Source organism: Brucella intermedia LMG 3301 (assembly GCF_000182645.1).
Taxonomy (GTDB): domain Bacteria; phylum Pseudomonadota; class Alphaproteobacteria; order Rhizobiales; family Rhizobiaceae; genus Brucella; species Brucella intermedia.
The window spans coordinates 2,516,629-2,540,960 of sequence record NZ_ACQA01000001.1 but is presented as its reverse complement, the minus strand read 5'-3'; the positions used below and the strand labels follow the sequence as shown (position 1 = coordinate 2,540,960).

The window sequence follows — 24,332 nt, the reverse complement described above, 5'->3', positions numbered from 1 at the left end:
AACCTCAATTACAGATTGCATTATCGGGAGTTACCCGCATTAACCATTAATTAAGAAGTCAGGCGATCGCGAGGCAAACCGAATTGACTCCGGACTATTTCAGACATTAACGTTTCGTTAATAAATGAGTAATGGCGAGAGCCAAAGGGCGTTGAGTATGTTTTGCGTTGTTCGCTCGACCACAAAGATTATGGCAGCCGCCGGTTTCGCAGTCTCGCTGCTGATGGCAAGCTTTGGTGCGGAAGCTGCCTCCGGCGACTTCATGCAGACCGGCAAGCTGACCTCGCAGCCGATCGGACATTATGAATTCTGCAAGCGCGAGCCCAAGGAATGCGGCATCACCAGCCGAGACACCCGCGCGCTCCAACTCAACCATTCGAACTGGCAGCGTATCGTCGAGATCAACCTTGCGATCAACGAGCGCATCAAGCCGATGACCGACATGGAAATCTACGGCGTCGAGGAATACTGGGCTTATCCGACCACCGTTGGCGACTGCGAAGATTACGTGTTGCTGAAGCAGCGTGAATTGCAGAAGGCCGGCATCCCGCTCACCGATCTTCTGATCACCGTCGTACGCAAGCCGGACGGCGAAGGGCACGCGGTCCTCACCGTTCGCACCGATCGCGGCGATTTCGTTCTTGATAACCTGACGGACGAAGTCATGCGCTGGAACGAGACGGATTACACTTATCTGAAGCGTCAGGCCGCGAACGACACCGGTCGCTGGGTTACCATTGAAGGTCCCGACAATCTTCTCGTCGGCTCAGTGCGCTGACATTGCGATCTCTCCATCTGTTTGGAAAATGCCCCGGAACGTGCTATCCGTTCCGGGTCTAAAAAGGAGAGATCGGTGCGGTTAGCCCGATCCCCGTTGCAAAGCGGGTCCTGGCCTTCGCGATTGCCGCATTTGGCAGATGCGTCGAGTCCCTTGACCTTCCACTCCAATGCAATGGTGCATTGGAGAACAAGAGGTCTTGGTTATGAAACAGCAAATCTCCGTCATCACACTTGGTATCGCCGATCTCGGGCGCTCACGTCGCTTTTACACGGAAGGCTTCGGCTGGATTCCGGTTTTCGAGAATGACGAAATCATCTTTTATCAGATGAACGGTTTCGTTCTCGGAACCTTTCTGAAATCCGCGCTCGAATCCGACATGGACCGAGATGGTCTCTTGCAACCGGGTGCCTTTTCGCTTGCTCACAATGTGGAGCGGGAAGCCGAGGTCACGCCTCTGATGAACCGGCTGGTTGACGCTGGCGGCAAATTATTGCGCCCGGCCGACGCGCCAATCCATGGCGGTTTTCGCGGTTATGTCGCCGATCCTGATGATCACGCCTGGGAAATTGCTTGGAATCCGGCCTGGGCCATCGACGAGAATGGTCTTGTGACGTTTGGAATATGAGCCGAATAGGGCAGGCAACGGGGCGCTTTCGTGCCCTTAGCCTCATAACGATGTGATTATTGCGGGGCGGCGCGTGGCAAAAATCTATTTCATCTCGCATCCGGAAGTCATCGTCGATCCGGCAAAGTCTGTTCCATCGTGGAACCTTTCGGAGCGTGGTATCGAACGGATGCGTTCTTTTGCCGGTCGGCCTGAGCTGCAATCGATCAGGTCGATCTGGTCCAGCACCGAAACAAAGGCAATTGAAGCCGCCGAAATCCTGGCCGGTGTTTTAGGAATAATTCCTGCGACCGACGATCGTTTTAGTGAAATCGACCGAAGCTCCACCGGCTTTCTGCCTCCCGACCAGCACGAATTGGTGGCCGACCAGTTCTTTTCGGCCCCAGACAACAGCATTCGCGGATGGGAGCGGGCCAATGATGTACAATACCGCATCATGCAGGGTTTCAAATGCGTGGAACGGCTCTCGGCTTCGCACGATACTGCCATTGTCGGCCATGGCGGCTCCGGCACGATACTTCTCTGTTATCTTGCGGGACTCCCGATCAGCCGCCAATATGACCAGCCCCATCAGGGACACTACTGGTGCTATTCATATGAGGAAAGAACTGTCCTCCATCATTGGAAACCGATAGCGCCGCGCTGAATTTCATCAAGGACACCGCTAACATGTGGTCAGGCTGCTGAAACCAGCCTTTCCGCGCCCATGCGGTAGGAAATGGCACTGGCCAGATGGATGCGGCCCACCTTGTCGCTTCCATCGAGATCCGCCAGCGTGCGGGCTACTTTCAGGATACGATGATAGGCGCGGGCGGAAAAATGCATCTGCTCGCTCGCATCGCGCAAAAGCTTCAGTCCTGCCGCATCCGGCTCCGCGACCTCCTCTATCAGTTTGGCCGAACAATAGGCGTTGGTCATGGAGGGTTCCAGACCGAGCGCGGAATAGCGCTCGCTCTGTATTGCGCGGGCGCGGGCGACGCGTTGCGCGACCGCCGCGCTTGTTTCCGAGCGGGACGGCTTGATGAGATCGAAGGCGGAGACAGCGGGCATATCCACCCGCAAGTCGATGCGATCCAGAAGCGGCCCCGAAATGCGAGCCTGATAATCAGCCTGACAACGCGGCCCGCGCGCGCAGACATGCCCCGGTTCGCCCGCCATGCCGCAGCGGCAGGGATTCATGGCGGCAATCAGTTGAAAGCGCGCCGGATAGCTGGTGCGGTGATTGACGCGGGCAATCAGACATTCCCCGGCTTCAAGCGGCTGGCGCAGCGAATCCAGCACCTGCGGCGAGAATTCCGGAAACTCATCCAGAAACAGCACGCCATTATGCGCAAGCGATACTTCGCCGGGCCGCGCGCGCAGTCCGCCGCCAACCATTGCCGCCATTGATGCCGAATGATGCGGTGCGCGGAACGGACGGCGGTCGGACAGTTTTCCGCCCGAAAGCTCACCCGCAATCGAGGCGATCATCGACACGTCCAGCAATTCGCGCGGAGAAAGACGGGGCAGAATGGATGGCAATCGCTGGGCAAGCATGGATTTGCCGGATCCCGGTGGCCCCACAAGTAGCAAATTATGGTTGCCAGCGGCGGCGATTTCAAGCGCCCGCTTGGCGGTCTCCTGCCCCTTTATGTCGGCAAGATCGAGTTCCGTTTCACCGGAAATCCGCATGGATGGTTCCGGCCGAGTCAAAACCTGCGTGCCGCGAAAGTGGTTGGCAAGGGCGATGAGGCTGCGCGGTGCCAATATGTCGATGTCGGCACCCGCCCATGCTGCCTCCGGACCGCAGGAATGCGGGCAGATAAGCCCTTTCTCCTCCCGGTTAGCGCCGATTGCAGCCGGCAAGACACCCGCCACCGATGTTATCGAACCGTCGAGCGACAATTCACCCAGAACGAGATAGGACTGAATCGCATCCGCTGGAATGGCGCCAATTGCCGCCATAAGCCCAACGGCAATGGGCAAATCATAATGCGACCCTTCTTTCGGCAGGTCGGCAGGCGCCAGATTAACCGTCACCCGCTTGGTTGGCATGGACAGGCCGGAAGCGTGCAGGGCCGCCTGCACGCGCTCCCGGCTTTCCGCCACAGCCTTGTCCGGCAGGCCGACGATGGACATGCCCATCTTGCCCGGCGCCACCATCACCTGCACGTCGACAGGCACAGCCTCTATGCCCTGAAAAGCAACCGTCCCAACCCGCGCGACCATGTGCCCCCGCTCGCCACGCACCACATCTCTCAAGTGAGTTAAAGTTCAAATACAACTCAGAGAGTTAAGCACGAGCGAGCGGCGAATTCAAGAACAATAAGAGAACGAAAAGAGGGCAGTTCCTACCGCTTGGCTTCCACCGCATCCCAGAACAAGGCCGCAATGTTGGTTCCGTCGAAACGCTGGATTTCGCGGATGCCGGTTGGCGAGGTGACGTTGATCTCGGTCATGTAGTCGCCGATCACATCGATGCCGACCAGAATGAAGCCGCGCTCTTTCAGCGATGGGCCAATGCGCTCGCAGATCTCGCGTTCACGCGGCGTCAACTTGCTCTGTTCGGCACGCCCGCCGACATGCATGTTGGAACGGGCATCGGTTTCCGACGGCACGCGATTGATTGCGCCGACCGGTTCACCATCGATCAGGATAATGCGCTTGTCGCCAGCACGCACGTCCTTCAGATAGCGCTGCGCAATGAAGGGCTCCTTGAACAGCTGACCGAACATTTCCAGAAGCGAGGTCAGGTTGCGATCGCCATCGGCCAGATGGAACACGCCAGCACCGCCATTACCGTAAAGCGGCTTCAAGATGATGTCGCCGAACTCGCGACGGAAATCCATGACTTCCTGCGGGTCCTTGGTGATCAGCGTTTCCGGCATGAGGTCGGGAAACTCCGTCACGAAGATTTTTTCGGGACTGTTGCGCACCCATGCCGGGTCGTTGACCACCAGTGTCTTCGGGTGAATCCGCTCCAGAAGATGAGTGGTGGTGATATAGTTCATGTCGAAAGGCGGGTCCTGACGCAGAAGCACCACATCCATTTCCGACAGGTCGCGGCGGATTGGCTCGCCCAGCGTATAGTGATCGCCCTTGATGTCGCGCACTTCCAACTTTTCGAGGCGGGCGGAAACGACGCCATCACGCATCGAAAGCCGGTCCGGCGTATAATGGTAAAGCTCATGACCGCGCTTCTGCGCCTCGAGCGAAAGGGCGAATGTGGTATCGCCCGCGATATTCACCGTGCTGATATGGTCCATCTGGACCGCGACTTTGAGAGCCATGATTTCCTCGCGATTCGAAGTTGCGGGAAATCTAAAACGGAATGACCAGGCAACATAGTCCTTTCTCTCAATCCGCGCGGACTTCGCTTGCGCCTTTTCAGTGCGTGAAGCTGAACTGGATCAGTTTTCATCCATTGTCTATGCTGGCACTTTAGCTGCAAATCGCTGCTGGCGTTTCGGGAGGAAAATGTGACCGTTGTTAGAACTACGCTGTTTGCCGACCATGTAGCAGAACTGGGCGAAGGCCCCGGCTATGATCCCTTGAGCGGAAATGTCTGGTGGTTCGACATTCTCGGCCAGAAACTGATCGAGAAGAACTGGGACAGCGGCGAAACCCACGTCCATGCGCTCGGCATGAAAGCGAGCGCTCTCGCCGTGATCGACCGCGACCGGCAGTTGATCGTCAGCGAACATGGCCTGTTCATTCGTGAGCGCGCCAACGGGCGCCTCACCCTTCACCATCCGCTTGAAGCAGACAATGAAGTCACCCGCTCCAACGACGCGCGCGTGCATCCTTCGGGATCGTTCTGGATCGGCACGATGGGCAAAAAAGCCGAACCCGATGCAGGCTCCATCTGGTGGTATCGCGAAGGTCAGGTGAAAAAGCTGTTTTCCGGCATCACGATCACCAATTCGATCTGCTTTTCCCCTGACGGAAAGATCGCCTATTTTGCCGATACGGATCGCAACATCATCTGGCGGGTTGATGCGGACCCCGAAACCGGATTGCCGGTATCCGACAAAAGCGTCTTCCACCACCGAACCGAAGAGGGCGGTGTCGATGGCTCGGTCGTTGATGCCGAAGGTACGCTGTGGAATGCCTGCTGGGGCGGCAGATCGCTCAATGCCTATTCACCGCAAGGCCGCCTGATCCGCTCCGTTCCACTGCCTGTGGGCCAGCCATCGTGCCCAGCTTTCGTCGGGCCGGATGCGACGGCGCTGATCGTGACGAGCGCCCATGAAGGCCTGGACGATGAGGCCCGCCGGTCCGATCCCCATGCCGGAAAGGTGTTACTGCTTGATCTCACAGTTGCCGGACGGCACGATCCGCCGGTTCGGCTTTGAATAGCAAATAAAAAGGGCCCTTGGGGCCCTTTGATCTAAACACCTTCGACGATGATGATCTCGCCGTCGGCGACTGTCTGCCGGATCGCCTTCGCCGCCTGATATTCCGGAGAATTGTAGCAATCGAGCGCGTGCTGCATGGTCTCGAATTCGATGATCACATTGCGGGCGCGACCCGGCCCTTCAACGGCTTCAGCCTTGCCGCCGCGTGCGATGAAATTTGCCCCATAACGCTCGAATGCCGGTTTCGCCGTCGACACATAGTCCTTGTATCGCTCGGGATCACGGACGTCCACGCGGGCAATCCAGTAAGCTTTGGTCATGCTCTCTCCTCCAGTAACTCTTTCATGCAACCGAGCGCATTTCTTCCAGAATGGCAAGGGCCGCCGCGTTCCGATCAGCCGCGCCGACAATCGGGCGTGCGACGACCAGATGGCTGGCTCCGGCTTTCAATGCGTCGGCAGGTGTCATGACCCGTTTCTGGTCGCCCTTTTCCGAACCGGCTGGACGAATGCCCGGCGTGACGACGGCCATGTCCGGGCCGACCGCCTGACGGATGGCTGCAGCCTCCACGGCAGAAGCGACGATGCCGCCCATGCCCGCCTCGCGCGCCTGACGGGCCCGCTTCAGCACCAGCGTTTCCGCATCGTCGGAATATCCGGCTTCCCGCAGATCCGCATTGTCCATTGAGGTCAGAACCGTAACGCCCAGGAGGCAAAGGTTCGATCCCCTTGCGGCTTCCACTGCTGCCCGCATCGCTTTCGGGTAGGCATGAAGCGTGAGCATGGAAACGCCCATTTTCGCGACATTTTCGACGCCCTTCGCAATGGTATTGTCGATATCGAGGAGCTTCATGTCGAGGAAGACTTTTTTCTTCGCCGCGACAAGGCTTTTTGCGAAATCGAGACCGCCCGCGAATACGAGCTGGTAGCCGATCTTGTAGAAGGAAACGGCGTCTCCCAACTCTTCGACTACCTTCTCCGCCTCAGTAATAGTCGGCACGTCAAGGCCCACGATCAGCTGATCGCGCAAATCTGTCGTCGTCATGAGAGTCTCCGTGGTGATTTTTACTCTCTTCGCACAACAGGACCCATTGCGAAAGAGATGGAATCAGCTTTTTGCTTCTGCCACCCGCGTGATGAGGCTGCGGCAGACAGCAGAAAGCATCCTGGCGCTGCGCTCTTCTTTCAGCGTTCCATCCTCATTGAACGCCATGGATGCATGACCGACGGAGCATTGCTCCGTGACGATCTGCACTCCGACATTCATCAGCACGGCGCGCAGGTGATAAAGCCCCCGCATTCCCGCAAACACGCCATCGGAACTCGAACAGAGACCGACCGTCAGACCGGCATAAGGCCTGAATGGTTGGTCGCCATCCTTCGAGATGCGGCTGACCCAATCGATGGTGTTTTTCAGAAGCGGCGGGATCGAGGCGTTATATTCCGGCGAACAGATCATCAGCCCGTCATGCTGGGCAAACAGACGACCGAGCCTCATCGCGTTCTCGGGAACGCCATGTTCCTTTTCCAGGTTCTGGTCCATGATCGGCAGCGGATAGTCGGCGAGCGTGATGCGCGTGACCTCAGCCCCCTGCATCCGCAACTCCTTTTCGGCTGCATCAGCCATATGTCCGGAAAAAGCGCCGATGCGAACCGAACCCGCGAAGACGAGAATACGTGCAGTCATGAAAGCCTCGCGAGAATTTACACCAGTGGGCTGCGATAAACCCAGAGCTGCGCCGGCGGCACGTTCCGCACCACGAAATCATAGTGCTGAACGGTATAATTGCCGCGGCCGGCGGGAACCGGCGGCAAGGGACCATAGGTGATCTGCATCAGGGGCCGTCCGCGCGGAATGCGCGAAAGCAGGCTTTCAACGAGCTGGATGCGCCGGTCCATCGGGAAATTGAGCATCGGCACGGCAGAAATGATGCAGTCGAATTTCTGGTCCTTCTTCTCGCCCAGCGCGCTGTCGAGATCGAATGCGTCACCCTGAATGATGTTGACCTCCGGAAAGATCGTATTCAGGTGATCCACGAAGTCCTGCGAATATTCGATGGAATAAAGGTCGGCAGGTTTCACGCCCTGTTTCAGGATCGCCTTGGTGATGACGCCCGTACCGGGTCCAAGTTCAAGAACCGGAAGGCCGGAACCGGTGTCGATGACGCTCGCCATGCGGCGCGCGGTAACGGAACTCGTGGGCAGGATGGCGCCGACGGCTTTCGGCCCGTCTATCCATCCCTTGAAAAAACGAATTTCCTCATCGAACTTAGCGGCCAGTTTCCTGCCGAGCTGTCCTGCCATTCTCGCTGCTCCCATTGTCGTTATTGGACAAGTTTATGCCGCTTTGAATTCCCTAAGCAAGGCGTGAATAAGGAAAAGAACAAAAAAGGGAGCCGAAAGGCTCCCATTTCTATTCTCCGATACCTTCGAAGAATTCTTTCATCCTTGAGAAGAACCCGGCTGATTTCGGGCTATTCTCCTGCGAGGAAAGTTTTTCGAACTCTTCGAGCAGTTCGCGCTGACGCTTGGACAGGTTCTGCGGCGTCTCGATGTCGATCTGTATATAAAGATCGCCGACTGCTGCCTGCCGCAGGACCGGCATGCCCTTGCCCTTGAGGCGGAACTGCTTGCCGTTCTGCGTGCCTTCCGGAACCTTGACCCGCGTCTGGGTGCCGTCGAGCGTCGACACTTCGAACTGGCCGCCGAGCGCTGCCGTCGTCATTGAGATCGGCACCTTGCAATAGAGGTCCGAGCCGTCGCGCTGGAAAAACTCATGCGGCTTGACTGAAAGGAAAATGTAGAGATCGCCCGACGGGCCGCCGCGCATTCCAGCTTCGCCTTCACCGGCCAAACGGATACGCGTGCCGTCCTCGATGCCTGCCGGAATATTGACCGACAGCGAACGTTCCTGTGTGACGCGGCCCTGGCCGTGGCACTTGCCGCACGGGTCCTTGATGATCTGCCCGCGACCGTTACAGGTCGGACAGGTGCGCTCGACCGAGAAAAAGCCCTGGGCAGCGCGGACACGCCCCGAACCCGAACACATGGTACAGGTGGTCGGTTGTGAACCGGCCTTCGCGCCGGAACCGGAACACTCGTCACAGGTGATGGACGTCGGAACGCGAATCTGCGCGGTCTTGCCCGCATAGGCTTCTTCCAGCGTCACTTCCATATTGTAGCGAAGATCGGCGCCGCGTTCGCGTCCGCCATTGGAGCGACGACGACCGCCACCCATCATCTCGCCAAAAATGTCCTCAAAGATATCGGCAAAGCCGCCACCGCCGGCAAAACCGTTGCCGAAACCGCCGCCCATGCCGCCATTTTCAAAGGCTGCATGGCCAAACCGGTCATATGCGGCACGCTTCTGCGGGTCCTTCAGCGTTTCGTAAGCCTCGCCGATTTCCTTGAACTTGCGTTCAGCTTCCGGATTATCCGGATTGCGATCCGGATGATATTCCATGGCGAGTTTGCGAAAGGCTGTCTTCAGCGTCTTGTCGTCTGCTGTTCTTTCAACACCCAGAGCTTCGTAGTAGTCGATCTTCATCAGTTCGTTATCCCGGCGACAGGAACGCGCCTTTTGTTTTCACGGACATCGTATCCCGAAACCGGTCCCCAGATTCGTGCGACACGCCCCGAAGCGTTCAACACTTGTCAGGGGCCAGCGTTTCCAATTGTTCATCAATCGAAGTGCCTTTCCCGACCCATATGTCGGAGGAGCACTCCGGGTTTCAGTATCAACACCCACTTTGCCCGAAACCGTCTCGTGCTTTTCAAGATGTATGCAGGCCAGAGCGATTTTTCAAATGGAGGCTTTGCCCGATATTTCCATCGGTATTCCACCGACACCGGCCAGCATGCAGGACTTATACAAAACCTGCGAATATGAACATCTCGAAAATTGGCAAAAGCCCGGGGCAAACCCCGGGCTTGAGCGTATTAAGCCTGAAATTACGACTTCTTCTTGTCGTCGTCGATTTCTTCATAATCGGCGTCGACAACATCGTCGTTTGAAGCCTTCTCTTCGCTACCGCCGGCAGCACCGGTTTCAGCAGCCTGAGCGGCTTCATACATGGCCTGACCGAGCTTCATGGAAGCTTCGGCGAGCGTCTGCGTCTTGGCCTTGATGTCGTCGGCATCATCGCCCTCGAGCGCGGTCTTGAGGCTTGCAAGCGCATCCTCAATGGCCTTCTTATCGTCAGCCGAAACCTTGTCACCATATTCGCTCAGCGACTTTTCAGTCGAGTGAACGAGGCTTTCGCCCTGGTTCTTGGCTTCCACGGCCTCGCGGCGCTTCTTGTCGGCTTCGGCATTCGCCTCGGCGTCCTTGACCATCTTTTCGATGTCGGCATCGCTCAGTCCACCGGATGCCTGAATGCGAATCTGGTGTTCCTTGCCGGTGCCCTTGTCCTTGGCCGTCACGTTGACGATGCCGTTGGCGTCGATGTCGAAGGTCACTTCGATCTGCGGCACGCCACGCGGTGCGGGCGGAATGCCGACGAGGTCGAACTGGCCGAGCATCTTGTTGTCGGCAGCCATTTCACGCTCGCCCTGGAAGACGCGGATCGTCACGGCCGACTGGTTGTCTTCGGCGGTGGAGAAGGTCTGCGACTTCTTGGTCGGGATCGTGGTGTTGCGGTCGATCAGACGGGTGAACACGCCGCCCAGCGTTTCGATGCCGAGCGAAAGCGGGGTCACGTCGAGCAGCAGAACGTCCTTGACGTCGCCCTGCAGAACGCCGGCCTGAATTGCCGCGCCCATGGCGACGACTTCATCAGGATTGACGCCCTTGTGCGGTTCCTTGCCGAAGAAGGCCTTAACGACTTCCTGGATCTTCGGCATGCGGGTCATGCCGCCGACCAGAATAACCTCGTCGATTTCGCCAGCCTTGAGACCGGCATCCTTCAGCGCAGCCTTGCAAGGCTCGATGGTGCGCTGGACGAGATCGTCGACCAGGCTTTCGAACTTGGCGCGCGACAGCTTGATGGCAAGGTGCTTCGGACCGGTGGCATCCGCCGTGATGAACGGCAGATTGACTTCGGTCTGCTGCGAGGACGACAGTTCGATCTTGGCCTTTTCGGCAGCTTCCTTGAGGCGCTGCAGAGCGAGCTTGTCGTTCTTGAGGTCGATGCCGCTTTCCTTCTTGAACTCGGAAACGAGGTATTCGACCAGACGCATGTCAAAGTCTTCACCACCGAGGAAGGTGTCGCCGTTGGTCGACTTCACTTCAAAGACGCCATCGCCAATTTCAAGAACCGACACGTCGAAGGTGCCGCCGCCAAGGTCGTAGACAGCGATGGTCTTGCCATCGTTCTTGTCCAGACCGTAAGCAAGCGCTGCCGCAGTCGGCTCGTTGATGATGCGCAGCACTTCAAGACCGGCGATCTTGCCGGCATCCTTGGTTGCCTGGCGCTGAGCGTCGTTGAAGTAGGCCGGAACGGTGATGACCGCCTGCGTGACCGTTTCGCCGAGATAGGATTCAGCGGTTTCCTTCATCTTCTGAAGGATCATCGCGGAGACCTGCGACGGGGAATATTTCTTGCCGTGGACTTCAACCCAGGCATCGCCATTGTCGCCCTTGACGATCTGGTATGGAACCAGGTCCTTGTCCTTGGCGACCATCGGGTCGTCAAAGCGGCGGCCGATCAGGCGCTTGACCGCAAAAATGGTACCTTCCGGATTGGTGACGGCCTGACGCTTTGCAGGCTGGCCGATGAGACGTTCGTCACTATCGCTGAATGCAACGATCGAAGGGGTTGTACGCGCACCTTCGGCATTTTCGATGACCTTCGCGTTCTTGCCGTCCATGACGGATACGCAGGAGTTGGTCGTTCCCAGATCGATACCAATAACTTTAGCCATATTTCTCTCCATTCAGCAAACCGCCAAGACCTCTACCGAGCGTTCCATGGGCGGTTCCTATCGGTTTCACAATGCTCTTTTCACGATGCATATCCGGATACCGGTTCCGGTTTCCAGACGCACATCAATGCCCTGTGCGAGGCGTATATAAGAAACGCGGTTTTTCACTGCAAGTCACAAGAACCGGACAAAGACAGATTCCTTGCCCGATATTCCTTACAGGATCAACGGACTGTCTCGCTCCCGCCGGTTTTGCCCGCACGATAGATCGCATCGATGAATTTCTGGTTCGCCCTGGAATTTTCGAGCGAGAACAGCCGCGCATCCCTGTCGCCGCGTGCGGCCCGCACAAAGCTTTCGGCCTGAAGCTGGTAATGATTGGCATCACCGAACGACCATTCGCTCGCTCGCGTGTGTCCGGCATCGAAAAGCGCGACGCTGCCGTGGCCATATTTACCGGTATTGAACGGTGCATAGACTTCGATGAAACCCTTGTCGCCATGGAAAACCATTGTCTGGCGTCCTGCAAGCTGCGTCGCGACGTAGAAGGTCAGATCGAAGCCGTCGAAACGGGCCGAAACATTAGCATAGCGGTCGGTGCCGAAGGCGGGATCATATTCCACCGACGCTTGGACCGACAGCGGTTCCTGACCAGTGACCATACGGGTCACGACGGTCGGATAGACGCCGATATCCGGCAGAGCACCGCCGCCCAGTTCAGGCTGGTTGCGCATATTGTCCGGATCGACGTTGAAATAGGAAAAGACACCCTGCACATGGCGGAGCCTGCCGATGGCGCCTTCGGCCAAAAGTTCGCGCAGCTTGATCCACTGGGGATGGTAATAGACCATGAAGGCTTCGGCTATCGTGACCTGATGCCTGTCCCGGGCCGCGATGAGCTGGTCGATATCGTCGGCCCTGAGCGCGATCGGCTTTTCGCACAGGACATGCTTGCCCGCTTCGGCTGCCTTGCGGCTCCATTCGATATGCTGCGAAGTGGGCAGCGGAATATAGACGCCGTCGACGGCGTCGCTTGCGAGGAGCTCCTCATAGGAACCGAATGCCAGCGGCGCACCAAAGCGGTCGGCAACCGATCGGGCACGTGACTGATCACGGCTTGCGATGGCATGAACGACGCCATTTTCGGACGCGCAAAGCGCGGGAATCACCTGCGTGACACCGATCCTGGCGGTGGAAAGAATACCCCAACGAAACATGCAATTCCCTCGTTCTTATGAATTCATTCCGGCGCGTCCCAGCCCTGAACGGTCAGTTCCGGCCAGAATTGCAGCGCGCGGGCCGCCTTGATTTCATGCGTTTCGCGGTTATCGATGGCACGATTGGGCCGAATGCGAAACGAAAAAATATCGTCGAGACCGAAAGGAGCGTGGATGATGAGCCCATGATCCCCCGTCTCGCCGTCTTTGGCCAGCCGCGCGCCTACGCAATGGGCGATCGTCGAATAACGCTCTATGGATTCGGTCGCGGAACGAAGCGGCGGATAAGGCTGTCCGAACCGCTTTTCGAACCACAGATGCACCCGTGCCTGATTGCGCATCTCGACGGGAAGCGGAAAATCGCGAAAGACCTCGGCGCCCCGCGCGATAACCGCATCCTCCGCTTCCCAGGAAAGGTCGCTGTCGTCGAAATAGATGATGTCGAGATCCTTGATTCCATGCAGGTTGGGCCGTCCGGTCAGCCGGTTCCAGATGGTGTTGTAAAGCGCGCCCGAAACGAGCCAGGACCCGGACGCCTTTCCGCCCAGGTCTCGCAGCCGATGCAGCGCGTCCGCCAGCATCGGATTTTCCAGCACCATGTGCGAAAAGACATTCCGCTGCTGTGAAGGCGAGAGACCAGCGTAGCGCAAATGCTCCGGCAGCGTGTTCATCTGTCGGTTCCTGTTCCATGACGATAAAAGTCGATGAATGCGCGCAATGCCGGGCGCATCTGGCGGCGGCTTGGATAATAAAGGTGGAACCCCTCGAAGGGCGCACACCAGTCTTCCAGAACCCGGACCAGCCGACCCTCGGCCAGAAAATCCCGCGTATAATCCTCGAACAACCAGACCAAACCCGCGCCGGCGAGCGCCGCCTCGAGCAGGATGCCGTTGTCGTTGGCGATCAGCGGCCCTTCGACGCCGATTTCCACGATCTGGCCGTTCTTCTCGAACTCCCAGCGATAGAGCCGCCCTCCCGGAAAGCGCTGACGCAAACAGCGGTGCTGCGCCAGATCGCGCGGATGCGAAGGGGCCGGACGGGCTTCGAAATAGGCTGGCGATCCCACCACGGCGCCGCGCTGCGGGCCGCCGAGCCGCACCGCGATCATGTCGGCTTCCAGATTTTCGCCAAGCCGCACACCCGCATCGAAACCGGCAGCGACGATATCGGTGAAGGCGTTGTCAATGCGCAGGTCCAGAGTGATGTCGGGATAGTGCCGGACGAATTCACCAAGGCGAGGCGCAAGCATCAGCTGCGTGGCGACGAGCGGGGCGGAAATGCGCAGGATCCCCGCAGGGCGGTCCTTTGTCTCCAGCGCCGCGCCCAGCGCCTGATCGATTTCCGCCAGCGCGGGCGCAAGCCGCTTCAGAAGCCGGCGGCCCGCCTCCGTTGGCGCGACGCTGCGCGTCGTGCGCGCCAGAAGGCGCACCCCCAAACTGTCCTCCAGCGTAGCCACCGCATGGCTGACGGCAGGGGGGGCAATCGCCAGTTCCCGCGCCGCGCCCCGAAAACTTCCATGCGCGGCAACAGCGGCAAGAACGGCAAGCTGTGACAGTTGGCTTCGATTCATTGTTATAAATTACAGAACAACCCGTGAAAATAAATCGGCATTATCGAACTGATCGCCCTGTTTTATGGTTCACGGCATGATCCCTCCGGACTGCAGCCGCCCTGAAAGTGCCTCCAGCCGGTTCGCCTCCCGATTTCCCGCACAAATTCAGTATTTCAATCAGTCATTCGAAAGGAACTACAATGCAACAGCGCAAACTCGGCCCGCAATTGAGCGTTTCCGCCCTTGGTTTCGGCTGCATGGGTATGACCTATGCCTATGGCGGACAGGACGAGCAGGACGCGATCCGCACACTGCACCGCGCCGTCGATCTCGGCGTGACTTTTTTCGATACGGCGGAGGTCTATGGCCCGTTCGAGAACGAGAAACTCGTCGGCAAGGCGCTGAAGCCCTTCAGGGAGCGGGTGACGATTGCAACGAAGTTCGGCTTCAGGATCGAAGACGGGCAGACGAAGGGTGTCGATAGCCGTCCCGAACATATTCGCGACGTGGCCGAGGCTTCCCTGAAGCGGCTCGGTATCGATGTGATCGACCTGTTCTACCAGCATCGCGTCGACCCGTCCGTGCCGATCGAAGATGTGGTCGGCACCTTGAAGGACCTCATCGATGAGGGGAAGATTCGGGCGATCGGTCTTTCCGAAGCGGGCGCCTCCACGCTGCGCCGCGCGCATGCGGTCCATCCGATCGCCGCGCTGCAAAGCGAATATTCGCTATGGGCTCGCGATCCGGAAGAGGGTGTTCTGCCGGTCTGTCGCGAACTCGGCATTGGTTTCGTACCCTATAGCCCGCTCGGGCGCGGCATGCTGACCGGCACGGTGCGCTCGCAGTCAGACCTTGCAGAGGACGATTTCCGCAAGACGCTGCCGCGTTTCCAGCCGGGCAATCTGGAAGCCAACAACCGGCAGGTGGATCGCATCGTGGAGATCGCGCAGGAAAAGCAGGTCACGCCCGCACAACTGGCGCTGGCTTGGGTATTGAGCCGGGGTGATTTCATCGTGCCGATCCCCGGCGTGCGCAAAATCCGCCATCTGGAAGACAATGTGAAAGCCGTCGAAGTTGTGCTCACGCCGGAAGACCTGCGACGACTGGACGAAGTGTCCACGCCGAACCTGATTGCAGGCGAGCGTTACAATGAACACCAGCTTGCGCTGACCGGTCTCTGATTGGATGCCCCAAACAAAAAGGGAGCCTCACGGGCTCCCTTCCTTTTTACATCCGGCGCAAGGCTGGTGGAGCGAGCGTCAGAAGACCGCCCAGCGTCATGGCGAAGCCCACCCATAGCGGCGCATGCAGGCCATAGCCGGCCTCCATCGCCTGTCCGCCGATCCACGGCCCGAGCCCCAGACCGATATTGATGACCGATGCATGCATCGCGTTCACCAGCGCTCCGGGATGAGCGATCCGCATCACCCGCGCAATGAAGGCGGGGTTGAGCGCAATGCCCGTCAGGCCGATCATCACGATGGCGAGAATTGCAGCAGGCTTCAATTCTGCGAAAAGCGCAAAAATCAGCATCGCAGACAGCATCAGAACGAGGCCGATGGCGATGGTCGGGATCGTGTGGCGATCCGCAAAGCGCCCGGTGACATAATTGCCGACGATATTGGCGCCGCCATAAACGGCAAGCAGCAATGGCACCTGCATGGCCGAGAAACCTGCAAGCTGCACCGTGATCGGCGACAGATAGCTGTAGACGGCGAAGGAAGAGCCGATGACCAGCGCGCTTGTGGCGTAGGCGGCCCAGAGTTTCGGCTTGCGCATTTCCTTCAGTTCGGAGCGCAGATCGGCCTGCGGCGCATCGGGCGAAGATTCGATCTTGATTGCAATGACGAGCGCACAGACGAGGATCAGAACAACAATGGCCCAGAAGCTCGCCCTCCAGCCGAACGCATTGGTGATTGCCGTTGCGATGGGGACGCCTAAGACGGTGCAAAGCATGAGGCCTGCGAAGACGAGCGAGGACGCGCGCCCGCGCAGTTCCGGTCCGACAAGCTGCGCCGTGATGGCAAGCATCAACCCGAAGCTCGTGGCCGCAGCCATGCCGGTCAGCACACGCGCGATCAGCAGAACCTGAAAACTGCTTGTGGAAGCGGCTACACTTTGCGCGGCCGCATAAAAGACCAGCAAAAGCAGGAGCCCGCGCTTGTTCTCGATCTTCAGCGCCAGAAACAATATTGTTACCAGCGGCCCGCCGATCATCATGCCCAGCGCGTAAAGCGAGATGAGATTGCCGATATCGGCAATGGAACGGTCGAACGCCACCTGAAGGGAGGGCAGCATTCCCGAAATCATGAGTTCGGAAGTCGTGAGCGCAAAAACGCCGAGACTGAGGCAATAGACGACGAGCGGGATTGCCCGCGCCTTTTGCGCGGACGCAGGGACCCCTTCCGCCGCCAGGGCAGAATCGCACGTATCGTTCATGGGACGAATCCTATTTATATAGTATTGATTATATAATTAATATCGACTTGCCCGAAGGGGTCAAGAGAATTATATAAGGATGATTATAGAAAGGGAGAAAAATGGTTCCACGCGGACGTCCGCGCAGCTTCGACCGCGACGCGGCGCTGGACAAGGTGATGAAAGTTTTCTGGGCCAAGGGCTATGACTGCGCCCAGATCAACGATTTCACGACCGCCATCGGCATCACGCCGCCAAGCTTCTATGCCGCCTTCGGCAACAAGGAGCAGGCATTCCGTGAAGCTGTCGACTATTATCGCCGCACCATTGGCGCAGTCCCCTTCGACGCGCTTGAAAATGCGCCCACCATTCATGAGGGCCTGCGCCAATGGCTGGAGAAATCCGCCGACAGCGCCTTTGCCTGCCCGGCGGGCGGCTGCATGATCAGCGTCTGCTCGATCCAGTGCAAACCGGAAAATGTGCCTGTGAAGGAATTTCTCCAGGCCATCCGTCACGCCAATCATGAGCGGCTTTCAAACCGCCTGCAGCAAGCGGTAGCCGCGGGCGACCTGCCGGCCGACTCCGATATCGTGCAGATGACCGAATTCTATCACATGATCCAGCAGAGCATTTCTTTTGAAGCCCGCGACGGCAATTCGCGCGCCGCGGTGCAGAAGATCATCGATATGGCATTGATGGCCATTCCCACCCGTACGAGCGGGAAGCCTAAAGCGGTTCCTGTTCTGACAGAATCGCCGGAACCGCTCTAACTATTTGTTTTATCGCATTATCCAACGCATCGAAGCGGGATAAGAAATCAGTCCGGTGAACTGATTTCCCCGCGTAGACGTTTCACAGTTTTGCTGGAAATGCTCTAATCTCGTCAGTTGAGCCACTTGTCACGGATCGCCTCAAAGTTGCCATCTCTTTTCGACAGGTCGATCCACTGGTCGACGAATGCGGCCCAGTAGGGATCGCGCTGTATCCAGTAAGCCTTGTCGATATGATTGAATGGCTTCTCCACATCAACAGCGCATAGAATGCCGGGATGCTGCTTCTGCTGATAGTGCGTTTCCGCGCCGTCGGTAATCATCACATCACCCTCTCCGGCGGCAAGCGCATCAAAGATGCTTTTATTGTCCTTCCATGGGATGATCTGCGCCTGTTTGATATTGTCATGGACGAAGATCGAATTCGTTCCGCCCGGATTGGCGATAACCTTGACGCCGGGCTTATCGATCTCGGCAATTGTCCTGAATTTATCCTTGTCGGCGCAGCGTGCAATCGGAGCCTTTCCATCCTCCAGATAGGGACGGGAAAACAAACCGATCTTCTGCCGCTCCAGGGTGATGGAAACACCACCCATCGCGATATCGAACTTGTCGTCGCGAAAATCCTGCGTGAGTGTTGGCCAGGATGTTTCGACGATTTCCAGACGCACGCCCAGAGCCTTTGACAGACTTTGGGCCTGATCGATATCAAGTCCGGTGAACGCTCCGGTCTTCGGGTCCTTGAAGCTGAACGGGCTGTAATCGCCCGGTGTGCCGACTTTCAACACACCGCGGGCAATGATTTCATCCAGCCTTGATTGCGGGGACGCCGTACTGAAAGACAACCCAGAAAGAGAAAATAAAAACAAAATGAAGGTGGCCTGAAAATAGCGCATATCTATCCTTTTCCGGCAATTATAAATTCAAAAATATATTGCATAATTCCACGATCATATTTCCAAATGCAAAAAGCGCCAGCCCGAATTCATCAGGCTGGCGCTTTCAACTTCATCACATGGCGGTTTTACCCGCGAAGAACGCCGCCGGTTTGTTTTGCGACGCTTGCCACAACCTGTTTCGACAGCGTTTCCAGATCTTCATCCGTCAATGTGCGGTCTTGCGGCTGCAACAGCACTTCGACCGCAATGGACTTCTTGCCTTCGCCGAGCGATGCACCCGTGAACACGTCAAAGACCTGAACGCCGACAATCAGCTTCTTGTCGGCAGTCGAGACTGCCTTCACGACATTGCCCGCCTCCACGTCTGCATCCACCACGAACGCAAAATCGCGCTTGAGGCTCTGGAACTGCGAGAGGTTGAGCGCAGGCTTGGTGCGTGTGGATTTCGCCTTCGGCTCAGGGATCGCGTCGATATAGACTTCGAAGCCGCAAAGCGCGCCCGAAACATCGAGCGCTTCCAGCGTATCCGGATGGAACTCGCCGAAGTAACCAAGCACGACCTTGGGCCCGAGTTTCAGTGTGCCCGAGCGGCCCGGATGGAACCATTCGGGACCGCCAGCCTCGATCTGGATTCGGTCAACTGGCGCACCGGCGACCTCAAGTGCTGCGAGCGCGTCGGCCTTGGCGTCGAACACGCCGACGGGCGCGGCATTGCCGGCCCAGAAACGACCCGAACCGTCGACCCTGGCGGTGCCGCGACGCACGCCACCCGCAACGCGACGCTGGTCGTCCGGTGTGTCGCCTTCATAGATGCCCGAGACCTCGAACAGCGCCGTATCGCCAAAACCGCGATCCGCATTGCGCTGGGCAGCGGCAAGCAACCCCGGCAGCAGCGACGGGCGCATGTCCGACATATCGGCGGCGATGGGGTTCGCCAGCTTCAGTTCCGGCTTACCGCCGCCAAACGCCTTCGCCTGCGCTTCAGAAATGAAGGAATAGGTTACGGCTTCCATCATGCCGCGCGAGGCGAGCATGCGGCGGGCATGACGCGTCCTGATCTGCAATGTCGTCAGGATACGGCCGTTGACCGCGCCGTGGCTTGGCAGCGGCTGTGGGTCGATCCGGTTGATGCCGTGAATGCGCATGACTTCTTCAACGAGGTCGGCCTTGCCTTCCACATCGCCGCGCCATGACGGAACAATTGCCTTGATGACCTTGCCATCACCTTCGACGCCGAAGCCCAGGCGCTTCAGAATATCGAGCGACGTTTCGTAAGGCACGTCGATGCCCGTCAGGCGCTTGACTTCCGACACCGGGAAATCGACCACGCGCGGCTCCGGCTTACCATAGCCGACAACATCGAGAACGGTTGGCGCGCCGCCGCACAGTTCCAGCACCAGGCTGGTCGCAATTTCTGCTCCCGGCACCATCATTTCCGGATCGACGCCGCGCTCGAAGCGATAGCGCGCATCGGTAACGATGCCGAGTTCGCGACCCGTGCGCGCGATCATGCGCGGGTCCCACAGAGCGGACTCGATCAGCACATCGGTGGTGTTCTCATCGCAGCCCGAATGTTCACCGCCCATGATGCCGGCAATCGATTCGGGACCGTTTTCATCGGCGATCACATACATGCCGGGCTTGAACTTATATTCCCGCTGGTCGAGGCCGAGAATGGTTTCGCCATCCTTCGCAGCCCGCACCGTCAGATTGCCCTTGACCTTGGCCGCATCGAAGACATGCAGCGGACGGCCCTGATCGAAAGTCACATAATTGGTGATGTCCACCAGCGCGTTGATCGGACGCAGGCCGATCGCCTTGAGACGCTGCTGCATCCATTTCGGGCTTGGGCCATTCTTGACGCCCTTGACCATGCGCAGCGCGAATCCGGTGCAGAACGGGTGCTTCGCATCCTGATCCAGAATGATCTTGACCGGGGTTTCGCCCTCGCCCTTGACGGCTTCCGGCAGCGTGTTCTTGAGCGTTCCGAGACCTGCGGCGGCGAGATCGCGTGCAATGCCGTGAATGCCGGTGCAATCGGCGCGGTTCGGCGTCAGGCCGATCTCGATCACCGCGTCGTCCAGCCCGGCATAGGTGGCGAAGCTGGTGCCGACCGGCGCATCTTCCGGCAAATCGATGATGCCATTGTGCTCGTCGGAAAGCTCAAGCTCGCGCTCGGAGCACATCATGCCGAAGCTTTCAACACCGCGAATCTTGCCGACGGAAAGCGTGACATCCAGGCCGGGAACGTAGTCGCCCGGACGGCCCAGAACACCGACCAGACCGGCCCGTGCATTGGGGGCACCGCAGACCACCTGAACCGGCTTGCCGTCGCCCGCATCGACGGAAAGTACGCGCAGCTTGTCGGCATCCGGATGCTGGACTGCCGTCAAAACCCTGGCGATCTTGAAGGCCTTGAAAGCTGCGCGGTCATCGACCGATTCCACTTCCAGACCGATATCGGTCAGTTTCTCAACGATTTCGTCCAGTGTCGCATCGGTTTCAAGGTGATCCTTGAGCCAGGAAAGCGTGAATTTCATGATCGTGTTCTTTCCTAAATTTCAGCGTTTGAGCACTTCGACCACGCGAAAGCGCTCGCAAAGCAATTTCATGTCCGGAGAGAAGCCGCCGTTGCGGCGAAAATAGGCTTCGTGCCCTTTTCGCCAGTCATCCAGTGGGCCTTCCCCCTCATCTTCCGCAAAGGCGGCATCAACTTCATCAAAGCGGCGGACCGTCAGTTCGACGGTTTCTATCACCACGGCAGGGCGGCCCCGACCGTCCAGAACCACATCGCGACGTCCGATGACCGGCATCGGCTCGCCGTCTTCCCCGAATGAGGCAAGCGCGGCACAGGTCGCGGTCTTCCGACCCGCGAGCACCAGCGCAAGCAGCTCATCGGCGAGTTCCGGCGAATCGCCAAAGGCGAAGGTCACGGCATCGCGATAAGGTTCGGGCAGTTGCGTCATGCGCTCAGTCCGCCGAAAAGCGTCGGAATGTCGAGCGGACGGAAACCGTAATGTTCGATCCAGCGCACATCGGCGTCGAAGAAGGCGCGCAGATCAGGCATGCCGTATTTCAGCATTGCGATGCGGTCGATACCCATGCCCCAGGCAAAGCCCTGATAGACGTCCGGGTCATAGCCGGAAGCGCGCAGCACATTGGGATGCACCATGCCGCAGCCCAGAATTTCGAGCCAGTCATTGCCTTCGCCGAACTTCACATGCGGGCCGGAACGGTCGCACTGGATGTCCACTTCAACCGATGGCTCGGTGAAGGGGAAGAAGCTCGGGCGCATGCGCATCTTGACCGAAGGAACCTCAAAGAAGGCCTTGCAGAACTCTTCCAGAACCCACTTCATGTTGGCGACATTGGCCGACTTGTCGACCACAAGCCCCTCGACCTGATGGAACATCGGCGAATGGGTCGCGTCGGAATCCATGCGGTAAGTCTTGCCGGGGATGACGATGCGGATCGGCTCGTCGCGGCCTTCCTGATCACGGATTGCGGCGAACTTCTCCATCGTGTGCACCTGCACCGGCGAGGTATGGGTGCGCAGAAGCTTGCGCTCGCCTTTCTCATCCGCATTGAAGAAGAACGTATCGTGCATTTCACGCGCCGGATGGCCTTCAGGGAAGTTCAGCGCGGTGAAATTATAATAGTCGGTTTCGATATCCGGACCTTCGGCAATCGAGAACCCCATATCGGCGAAGATTGCCGTGATCTCGTCGATCACCTGCGAGATCGGATGAATGCGGCCGCGCGATGCAGCGCTTTCACGCACAGGCAGCGTCACATCGACCTTTTCGCGCTCAAGGCGCGCTGTAATCGCCTGACGGCGCAACTCGGTCTTGCGCTCGGTCAGCGCCTCGGTAACCCTGTTCTTCAAGCCGTTGATGGCCGGCCCCTGCGCCTGGCGTTCCTCCGGCGTCATGCTGCCCAGCGTCTTCAGCTTTTCCGAAACCGAGCCCTTCTTGCCAAGGGCCGCGACACGCACGGCTTCAATCGCCGGCTCGTCAGCCGCCGCCGCGATGTCTTCGAGAATCTGCCGTTCGAGTTGTTCTAGATCACTCATTTGTTTAAATCCCTGTCGCGCCTTTGGCGCTCCACGCCTCTTGGTTCAATCCCTGTCGCGCCTTGGCGCTCCACATATTTTGCTTTGCAGCCAAAGAAGCCTTGTCGTTACTCTCTTTGACCTGATTGGTGAGACGCATCAAGATTTGCGTCAAAAAATTCCATCGCCTGCAGTAGCCGTCTTCCGTCGCCGCCAAGAAAAATGCGGCGGAACAGCCGCAACGGCGCGATGGTAAATCGGAAAAATCCGACGATTTTCTTCAGTTCCGGAAGCACTGCTGCCGGTGCTACCGTCCGGTAAACCGCGAACGCCTGTTGCGGCGTCTCTGCAAGGCGCGCCTGCGCGGTGATCTGGAAGAACAGCAGCCAGACATCGCGCGCCTGCGCGGCGGCAAGCGGCATGACCGTCTCCGGCTCCTCTTCGAAATCCAGAAAACCGGCCATGCCGTTCTTCTCGAAGAAATCGCGCGGGTGCGGACGCCCGTGGCAAAGCCCGGCCGCATGCGCGTCAGCCAACGCACGCGCGCAATGGATGAGAAGCGCGTCATGTCCTTGCGGGTCATCATGGCGCAGATGGTCGAGCCGATCCTGGATGATCGGTGCAACATCGCTCAAAACCATCACCGCTCCATGGCGGTAGACGATCCTTGGCACCTGGAAGCCAGCCTGCAGGAAAGCACTCATCTTGCGCTCTTCGCGGTCGGCCATGCCTGCTTCTCCGACATCCTTCGGGCTGCGCAGGAAGGGGTATGGAAGAAGCGGCGAAATCAGGCTGTGCAGACGCTTCGGGAGCGGACGCCTTTCGGCATCATAGCGTTTGATCCAGACACGATGGCCGCCGATGACAGCGCTTGAAATGCGCTTGCCCTGGCTCTGGACGAGCAGAACCAGCAGGCTGCGGAGATCGTCCGCATCCAGATCCAGTCGCAGCTTGCCCGGTTCATCCTTCATGCCCGGTTTGAACTCCCCAAAAGGGAAAACCCGCGCCAGCCGAGCCAGCGCGGGTCCCCAAATTTATCGATACTGCTTGGGAAAGGCGGCTGGCTTAGCGGACAGCGCCTTCAAAAGCGTTCGGCGTCTCGGTGTTCTTGAGGTACTCGAGAGCCTTCTTTGCCGATGCAACCAGCGCACCGAACGCATCCGGTTCGTGGATTGCGATGTCGGACAGGACCTTGCGGTCGATCTCAATGCCAGCCTTGGCAAGACCGTCGATGAAACGGCCATAGGTCAGGCCCTGCTCACGGACAGCAGCGTTGATGCGCTGGATCCAGAGAGCGCGGAACGAGCGCTTGCGGTTCTTGCGGTCGCGGTAAGCATACTGCTTCGAACGGTCAACTGCAGCCTTGGCGGTGCGGATGGTGTTCTTGCGACGGCCACGGAAACCAGCAGCCTGATCCAGAACCTTCTTGTGCTTTGCGTGGGCGGTAACGCCGCGTTTTACGCGTGCCATGTTATGATCTCCTTCTCAGACTAATCTTAGAGGCCGTTCGGCAGGAACTGCTTCACGATCTTTGCATCGGCATCGGCGAGAACCATGGTGCCGCGTGCATCGCGAATGAACTTGTTCGAACGCTTGATCATGCCATGACGCTTACCAGCAGCTGCGGCCTTGATTTTGCCGGTGCCGGTGATCTTGAACCGCTTCTTGGCGGCCGATTTGGTCTTCATCTTGGGCATTTTGCTACTCCTTTGTTTAGTCCCCGTCGTGCCTGCGGCACTCAACGCCTCTTGCTTCAAGCGGCATCGGTATCTGCGACCGACCGGAACTCTGTTTTCACTTCCGGACTGACCAAGCCCGAAA

General features: G+C 58.4%; 25 protein-coding genes. 6 read left to right on the top strand and 19 right to left on the bottom strand.

The annotated features are described in order from the left end of the window. The first annotated feature begins 157 nt into the window (after nucleotides 1-157). The 3 genes from OINT_RS12205 to OINT_RS12195 all read left to right on the top strand — a co-directional run bounded on the left by OINT_RS12205 (nucleotide 158) and on the right by OINT_RS12195 (nucleotide 2,052). Nucleotides 158-778 (top strand): transglutaminase-like cysteine peptidase, encoded by a 621-nt coding sequence (locus OINT_RS12205; RefSeq protein ID WP_006472618.1) that lies wholly within the window; start codon nucleotides 158-160, stop codon nucleotides 776-778. 205 nt (nucleotides 779-983) lie between these two features. Next, nucleotides 984-1,406 carry a VOC family protein gene (locus OINT_RS12200; RefSeq protein WP_006472617.1) on the top strand — a complete coding sequence of 141 codons (423 nt, stop codon included), beginning with the start codon at nucleotides 984-986 and terminating at the stop codon, nucleotides 1,404-1,406. Nucleotides 1,407-1,479: 73 nt separating this feature from the next. After that, nucleotides 1,480-2,052, top strand: a complete 573-nt coding sequence (locus OINT_RS12195) for a histidine phosphatase family protein (RefSeq protein WP_006472616.1) — start codon at nucleotides 1,480-1,482, stop codon at nucleotides 2,050-2,052. Between the two features lie 29 nt (nucleotides 2,053-2,081). Here the strand turns inward: OINT_RS12195 and OINT_RS12190 are convergent, their stop codons facing one another. Continuing rightward, on the bottom strand, nucleotides 2,082-3,614 hold the full coding sequence (locus tag OINT_RS12190) for a YifB family Mg chelatase-like AAA ATPase (RefSeq protein ID WP_039852823.1): 1,533 nt from the start codon (nucleotides 3,612-3,614) through the stop codon (nucleotides 2,082-2,084). Between the two features lie 122 nt (nucleotides 3,615-3,736). Then, nucleotides 3,737-4,675 carry a glutathione synthase gene (gshB, locus tag OINT_RS12185; RefSeq protein ID WP_006468117.1) on the bottom strand — a complete coding sequence of 313 codons (939 nt, stop codon included), beginning with the start codon at nucleotides 4,673-4,675 and terminating at the stop codon, nucleotides 3,737-3,739. Nucleotides 4,676-4,864: 189 nt separating this feature from the next. Here gshB and OINT_RS12180 point away from each other — a divergent pair, with 189 nt between their 5' ends. Beyond that, the gene (locus OINT_RS12180; protein WP_006468116.1) at nucleotides 4,865-5,740 is read left to right on the top strand and encodes an SMP-30/gluconolactonase/LRE family protein; all 876 of its coding nucleotides are present in this window, start codon (nucleotides 4,865-4,867) and stop codon (nucleotides 5,738-5,740) included. Nucleotides 5,741-5,775: 35 nt separating this feature from the next. Here the strand turns inward: OINT_RS12180 and OINT_RS12175 are convergent, their stop codons facing one another. The 9 genes from OINT_RS12175 to OINT_RS12135 form a co-directional block, all read right to left on the bottom strand. Next, on the bottom strand, nucleotides 5,776-6,063 hold the full coding sequence (locus OINT_RS12175) for a DUF1330 domain-containing protein (protein ID WP_006472613.1): 288 nt from the start codon (nucleotides 6,061-6,063) through the stop codon (nucleotides 5,776-5,778). Between the two features lie 22 nt (nucleotides 6,064-6,085). Then, nucleotides 6,086-6,787: an orotidine-5'-phosphate decarboxylase gene (gene pyrF, locus OINT_RS12170; RefSeq protein ID WP_006468114.1), complete on the bottom strand. Its 702-nt coding sequence runs from the start codon at nucleotides 6,785-6,787 to the stop codon at nucleotides 6,086-6,088. 63 nt (nucleotides 6,788-6,850) lie between these two features. Further along, nucleotides 6,851-7,429, bottom strand: coding sequence for an NADPH-dependent FMN reductase (locus tag OINT_RS12165; RefSeq protein WP_006468113.1), 579 nt, complete (start codon nucleotides 7,427-7,429; stop codon nucleotides 6,851-6,853). A 17-nt stretch (nucleotides 7,430-7,446) separates the two neighbouring features. Beyond that, nucleotides 7,447-8,046 carry a phospholipid N-methyltransferase PmtA gene (gene pmtA / locus OINT_RS12160; protein ID WP_006472612.1) on the bottom strand — a complete coding sequence of 200 codons (600 nt, stop codon included), beginning with the start codon at nucleotides 8,044-8,046 and terminating at the stop codon, nucleotides 7,447-7,449. Between the two features lie 109 nt (nucleotides 8,047-8,155). Then, complete coding sequence (gene dnaJ, locus OINT_RS12155; RefSeq protein ID WP_006468111.1) at nucleotides 8,156-9,289, bottom strand: molecular chaperone DnaJ; 1,134 nt, start codon at nucleotides 9,287-9,289, stop codon at nucleotides 8,156-8,158. Between the two features lie 404 nt (nucleotides 9,290-9,693). Beyond that, nucleotides 9,694-11,604 (bottom strand): molecular chaperone DnaK, encoded by a 1,911-nt coding sequence (gene dnaK / locus OINT_RS12150; protein WP_021587596.1) that lies wholly within the window; start codon nucleotides 11,602-11,604, stop codon nucleotides 9,694-9,696. A 224-nt stretch (nucleotides 11,605-11,828) separates the two neighbouring features. After that, on the bottom strand, nucleotides 11,829-12,821 hold the full coding sequence (locus OINT_RS12145) for a Gfo/Idh/MocA family protein (protein ID WP_006468108.1): 993 nt from the start codon (nucleotides 12,819-12,821) through the stop codon (nucleotides 11,829-11,831). Between the two features lie 23 nt (nucleotides 12,822-12,844). Beyond that, nucleotides 12,845-13,492, bottom strand: a complete 648-nt coding sequence (locus tag OINT_RS12140) for a nucleotidyltransferase family protein (protein WP_006468107.1) — start codon at nucleotides 13,490-13,492, stop codon at nucleotides 12,845-12,847. After that, nucleotides 13,489-14,391 (bottom strand): LysR family transcriptional regulator, encoded by a 903-nt coding sequence (locus OINT_RS12135; protein WP_006468106.1) that lies wholly within the window; start codon nucleotides 14,389-14,391, stop codon nucleotides 13,489-13,491. The genes OINT_RS12140 and OINT_RS12135 overlap by 4 nt, the downstream gene beginning before the upstream one ends. A gap of 182 nt (nucleotides 14,392-14,573) precedes the next feature. Here OINT_RS12135 and OINT_RS12130 point away from each other — a divergent pair, with 182 nt between their 5' ends. Beyond that, nucleotides 14,574-15,554, top strand: coding sequence for an aldo/keto reductase (locus tag OINT_RS12130; protein ID WP_006473265.1), 981 nt, complete (start codon nucleotides 14,574-14,576; stop codon nucleotides 15,552-15,554). 46 nt (nucleotides 15,555-15,600) lie between these two features. On the opposite strand, the gene OINT_RS12125 is transcribed toward OINT_RS12130, so the two are convergent. Further along, a complete protein-coding gene (locus tag OINT_RS12125; RefSeq protein WP_006468104.1) occupies nucleotides 15,601-16,812 on the bottom strand; it encodes an MFS transporter in 1,212 nt (403 codons plus the stop codon). A gap of 101 nt (nucleotides 16,813-16,913) precedes the next feature. On the opposite strand from OINT_RS12125, the gene OINT_RS12120 reads away from it, so the two are divergent. Continuing rightward, a complete protein-coding gene (locus OINT_RS12120; protein WP_006468103.1) occupies nucleotides 16,914-17,561 on the top strand; it encodes a TetR/AcrR family transcriptional regulator in 648 nt (215 codons plus the stop codon). A 113-nt stretch (nucleotides 17,562-17,674) separates the two neighbouring features. Here the strand turns inward: OINT_RS12120 and OINT_RS12115 are convergent, their stop codons facing one another. The 7 genes from OINT_RS12115 to rpmI form a co-directional block, all read right to left on the bottom strand. After that, nucleotides 17,675-18,457, bottom strand: coding sequence for a transporter substrate-binding domain-containing protein (locus OINT_RS12115; protein WP_006473266.1), 783 nt, complete (start codon nucleotides 18,455-18,457; stop codon nucleotides 17,675-17,677). Between the two features lie 128 nt (nucleotides 18,458-18,585). Then, complete coding sequence (gene pheT, locus OINT_RS12110; protein ID WP_006468102.1) at nucleotides 18,586-21,000, bottom strand: phenylalanine--tRNA ligase subunit beta; 2,415 nt, start codon at nucleotides 20,998-21,000, stop codon at nucleotides 18,586-18,588. 21 nt (nucleotides 21,001-21,021) lie between these two features. After that, a complete protein-coding gene (locus tag OINT_RS12105) occupies nucleotides 21,022-21,426 on the bottom strand; it encodes an ASCH domain-containing protein (RefSeq protein ID WP_006473267.1) in 405 nt (134 codons plus the stop codon). Continuing rightward, entirely contained in the window at nucleotides 21,423-22,532 is a 1,110-nt protein-coding gene (pheS, locus tag OINT_RS12100) for a phenylalanine--tRNA ligase subunit alpha (RefSeq protein ID WP_006468101.1), read from the bottom strand. Before pheS ends, OINT_RS12105 begins: the two co-directional genes overlap by 4 nt. A gap of 107 nt (nucleotides 22,533-22,639) precedes the next feature. Continuing rightward, on the bottom strand, nucleotides 22,640-23,482 hold the full coding sequence (locus tag OINT_RS12095) for a BUD32 family EKC/KEOPS complex subunit (RefSeq protein WP_006468100.1): 843 nt from the start codon (nucleotides 23,480-23,482) through the stop codon (nucleotides 22,640-22,642). 94 nt (nucleotides 23,483-23,576) lie between these two features. Further along, nucleotides 23,577-23,981: a 50S ribosomal protein L20 gene (gene rplT, locus OINT_RS12090; protein ID WP_006468099.1), complete on the bottom strand. Its 405-nt coding sequence runs from the start codon at nucleotides 23,979-23,981 to the stop codon at nucleotides 23,577-23,579. Between the two features lie 26 nt (nucleotides 23,982-24,007). Beyond that, complete coding sequence (rpmI, locus tag OINT_RS12085) at nucleotides 24,008-24,208, bottom strand: 50S ribosomal protein L35 (protein WP_006473268.1); 201 nt, start codon at nucleotides 24,206-24,208, stop codon at nucleotides 24,008-24,010. Between the last annotated feature and the right edge of the window lie 124 nt (nucleotides 24,209-24,332).

Coding starts and splice junctions, on each gene's coding strand:
- OINT_RS12165 (WP_006468113.1), bottom strand. CDS start 7,429: ATGACTGCACGTATTCTCGTCTTCGCGGGTTCGGTTCGCATCGGCGCT.
- OINT_RS12190 (WP_039852823.1), bottom strand. CDS start 3,614: ATGGTCGCGCGGGTTGGGACGGTTGCTTTTCAGGGCATAGAGGCTGTG.
- OINT_RS12130 (WP_006473265.1), top strand. CDS start 14,574: ATGCAACAGCGCAAACTCGGCCCGCAATTGAGCGTTTCCGCCCTTGGT.
- gshB (WP_006468117.1), bottom strand. CDS start 4,675: ATGGCTCTCAAAGTCGCGGTCCAGATGGACCATATCAGCACGGTGAAT.
- OINT_RS12145 (WP_006468108.1), bottom strand. CDS start 12,821: ATGTTTCGTTGGGGTATTCTTTCCACCGCCAGGATCGGTGTCACGCAG.
- pheS (WP_006468101.1), bottom strand. CDS start 22,532: ATGAGTGATCTAGAACAACTCGAACGGCAGATTCTCGAAGACATCGCG.
- rplT (WP_006468099.1), bottom strand. CDS start 23,981: ATGGCACGCGTAAAACGCGGCGTTACCGCCCACGCAAAGCACAAGAAG.
- pyrF (WP_006468114.1), bottom strand. CDS start 6,787: ATGACGACGACAGATTTGCGCGATCAGCTGATCGTGGGCCTTGACGTG.
- OINT_RS12135 (WP_006468106.1), bottom strand. CDS start 14,391: ATGAATCGAAGCCAACTGTCACAGCTTGCCGTTCTTGCCGCTGTTGCC.
- OINT_RS12200 (WP_006472617.1), top strand. CDS start 984: ATGAAACAGCAAATCTCCGTCATCACACTTGGTATCGCCGATCTCGGG.
- OINT_RS12205 (WP_006472618.1), top strand. CDS start 158: ATGTTTTGCGTTGTTCGCTCGACCACAAAGATTATGGCAGCCGCCGGT.
- OINT_RS12095 (WP_006468100.1), bottom strand. CDS start 23,482: ATGAAGGATGAACCGGGCAAGCTGCGACTGGATCTGGATGCGGACGAT.
- dnaJ (WP_006468111.1), bottom strand. CDS start 9,289: ATGAAGATCGACTACTACGAAGCTCTGGGTGTTGAAAGAACAGCAGAC.
- OINT_RS12115 (WP_006473266.1), bottom strand. CDS start 18,457: ATGCGCTATTTTCAGGCCACCTTCATTTTGTTTTTATTTTCTCTTTCT.
- pmtA (WP_006472612.1), bottom strand. CDS start 8,046: ATGGCAGGACAGCTCGGCAGGAAACTGGCCGCTAAGTTCGATGAGGAA.
- OINT_RS12175 (WP_006472613.1), bottom strand. CDS start 6,063: ATGACCAAAGCTTACTGGATTGCCCGCGTGGACGTCCGTGATCCCGAG.
- OINT_RS12105 (WP_006473267.1), bottom strand. CDS start 21,426: ATGACGCAACTGCCCGAACCTTATCGCGATGCCGTGACCTTCGCCTTT.
- OINT_RS12120 (WP_006468103.1), top strand. CDS start 16,914: ATGGTTCCACGCGGACGTCCGCGCAGCTTCGACCGCGACGCGGCGCTG.
- pheT (WP_006468102.1), bottom strand. CDS start 21,000: ATGAAATTCACGCTTTCCTGGCTCAAGGATCACCTTGAAACCGATGCG.
- dnaK (WP_021587596.1), bottom strand. CDS start 11,604: ATGGCTAAAGTTATTGGTATCGATCTGGGAACGACCAACTCCTGCGTA.
- OINT_RS12125 (WP_006468104.1), bottom strand. CDS start 16,812: ATGAACGATACGTGCGATTCTGCCCTGGCGGCGGAAGGGGTCCCTGCG.
- OINT_RS12140 (WP_006468107.1), bottom strand. CDS start 13,492: ATGAACACGCTGCCGGAGCATTTGCGCTACGCTGGTCTCTCGCCTTCA.
- rpmI (WP_006473268.1), bottom strand. CDS start 24,208: ATGCCCAAGATGAAGACCAAATCGGCCGCCAAGAAGCGGTTCAAGATC.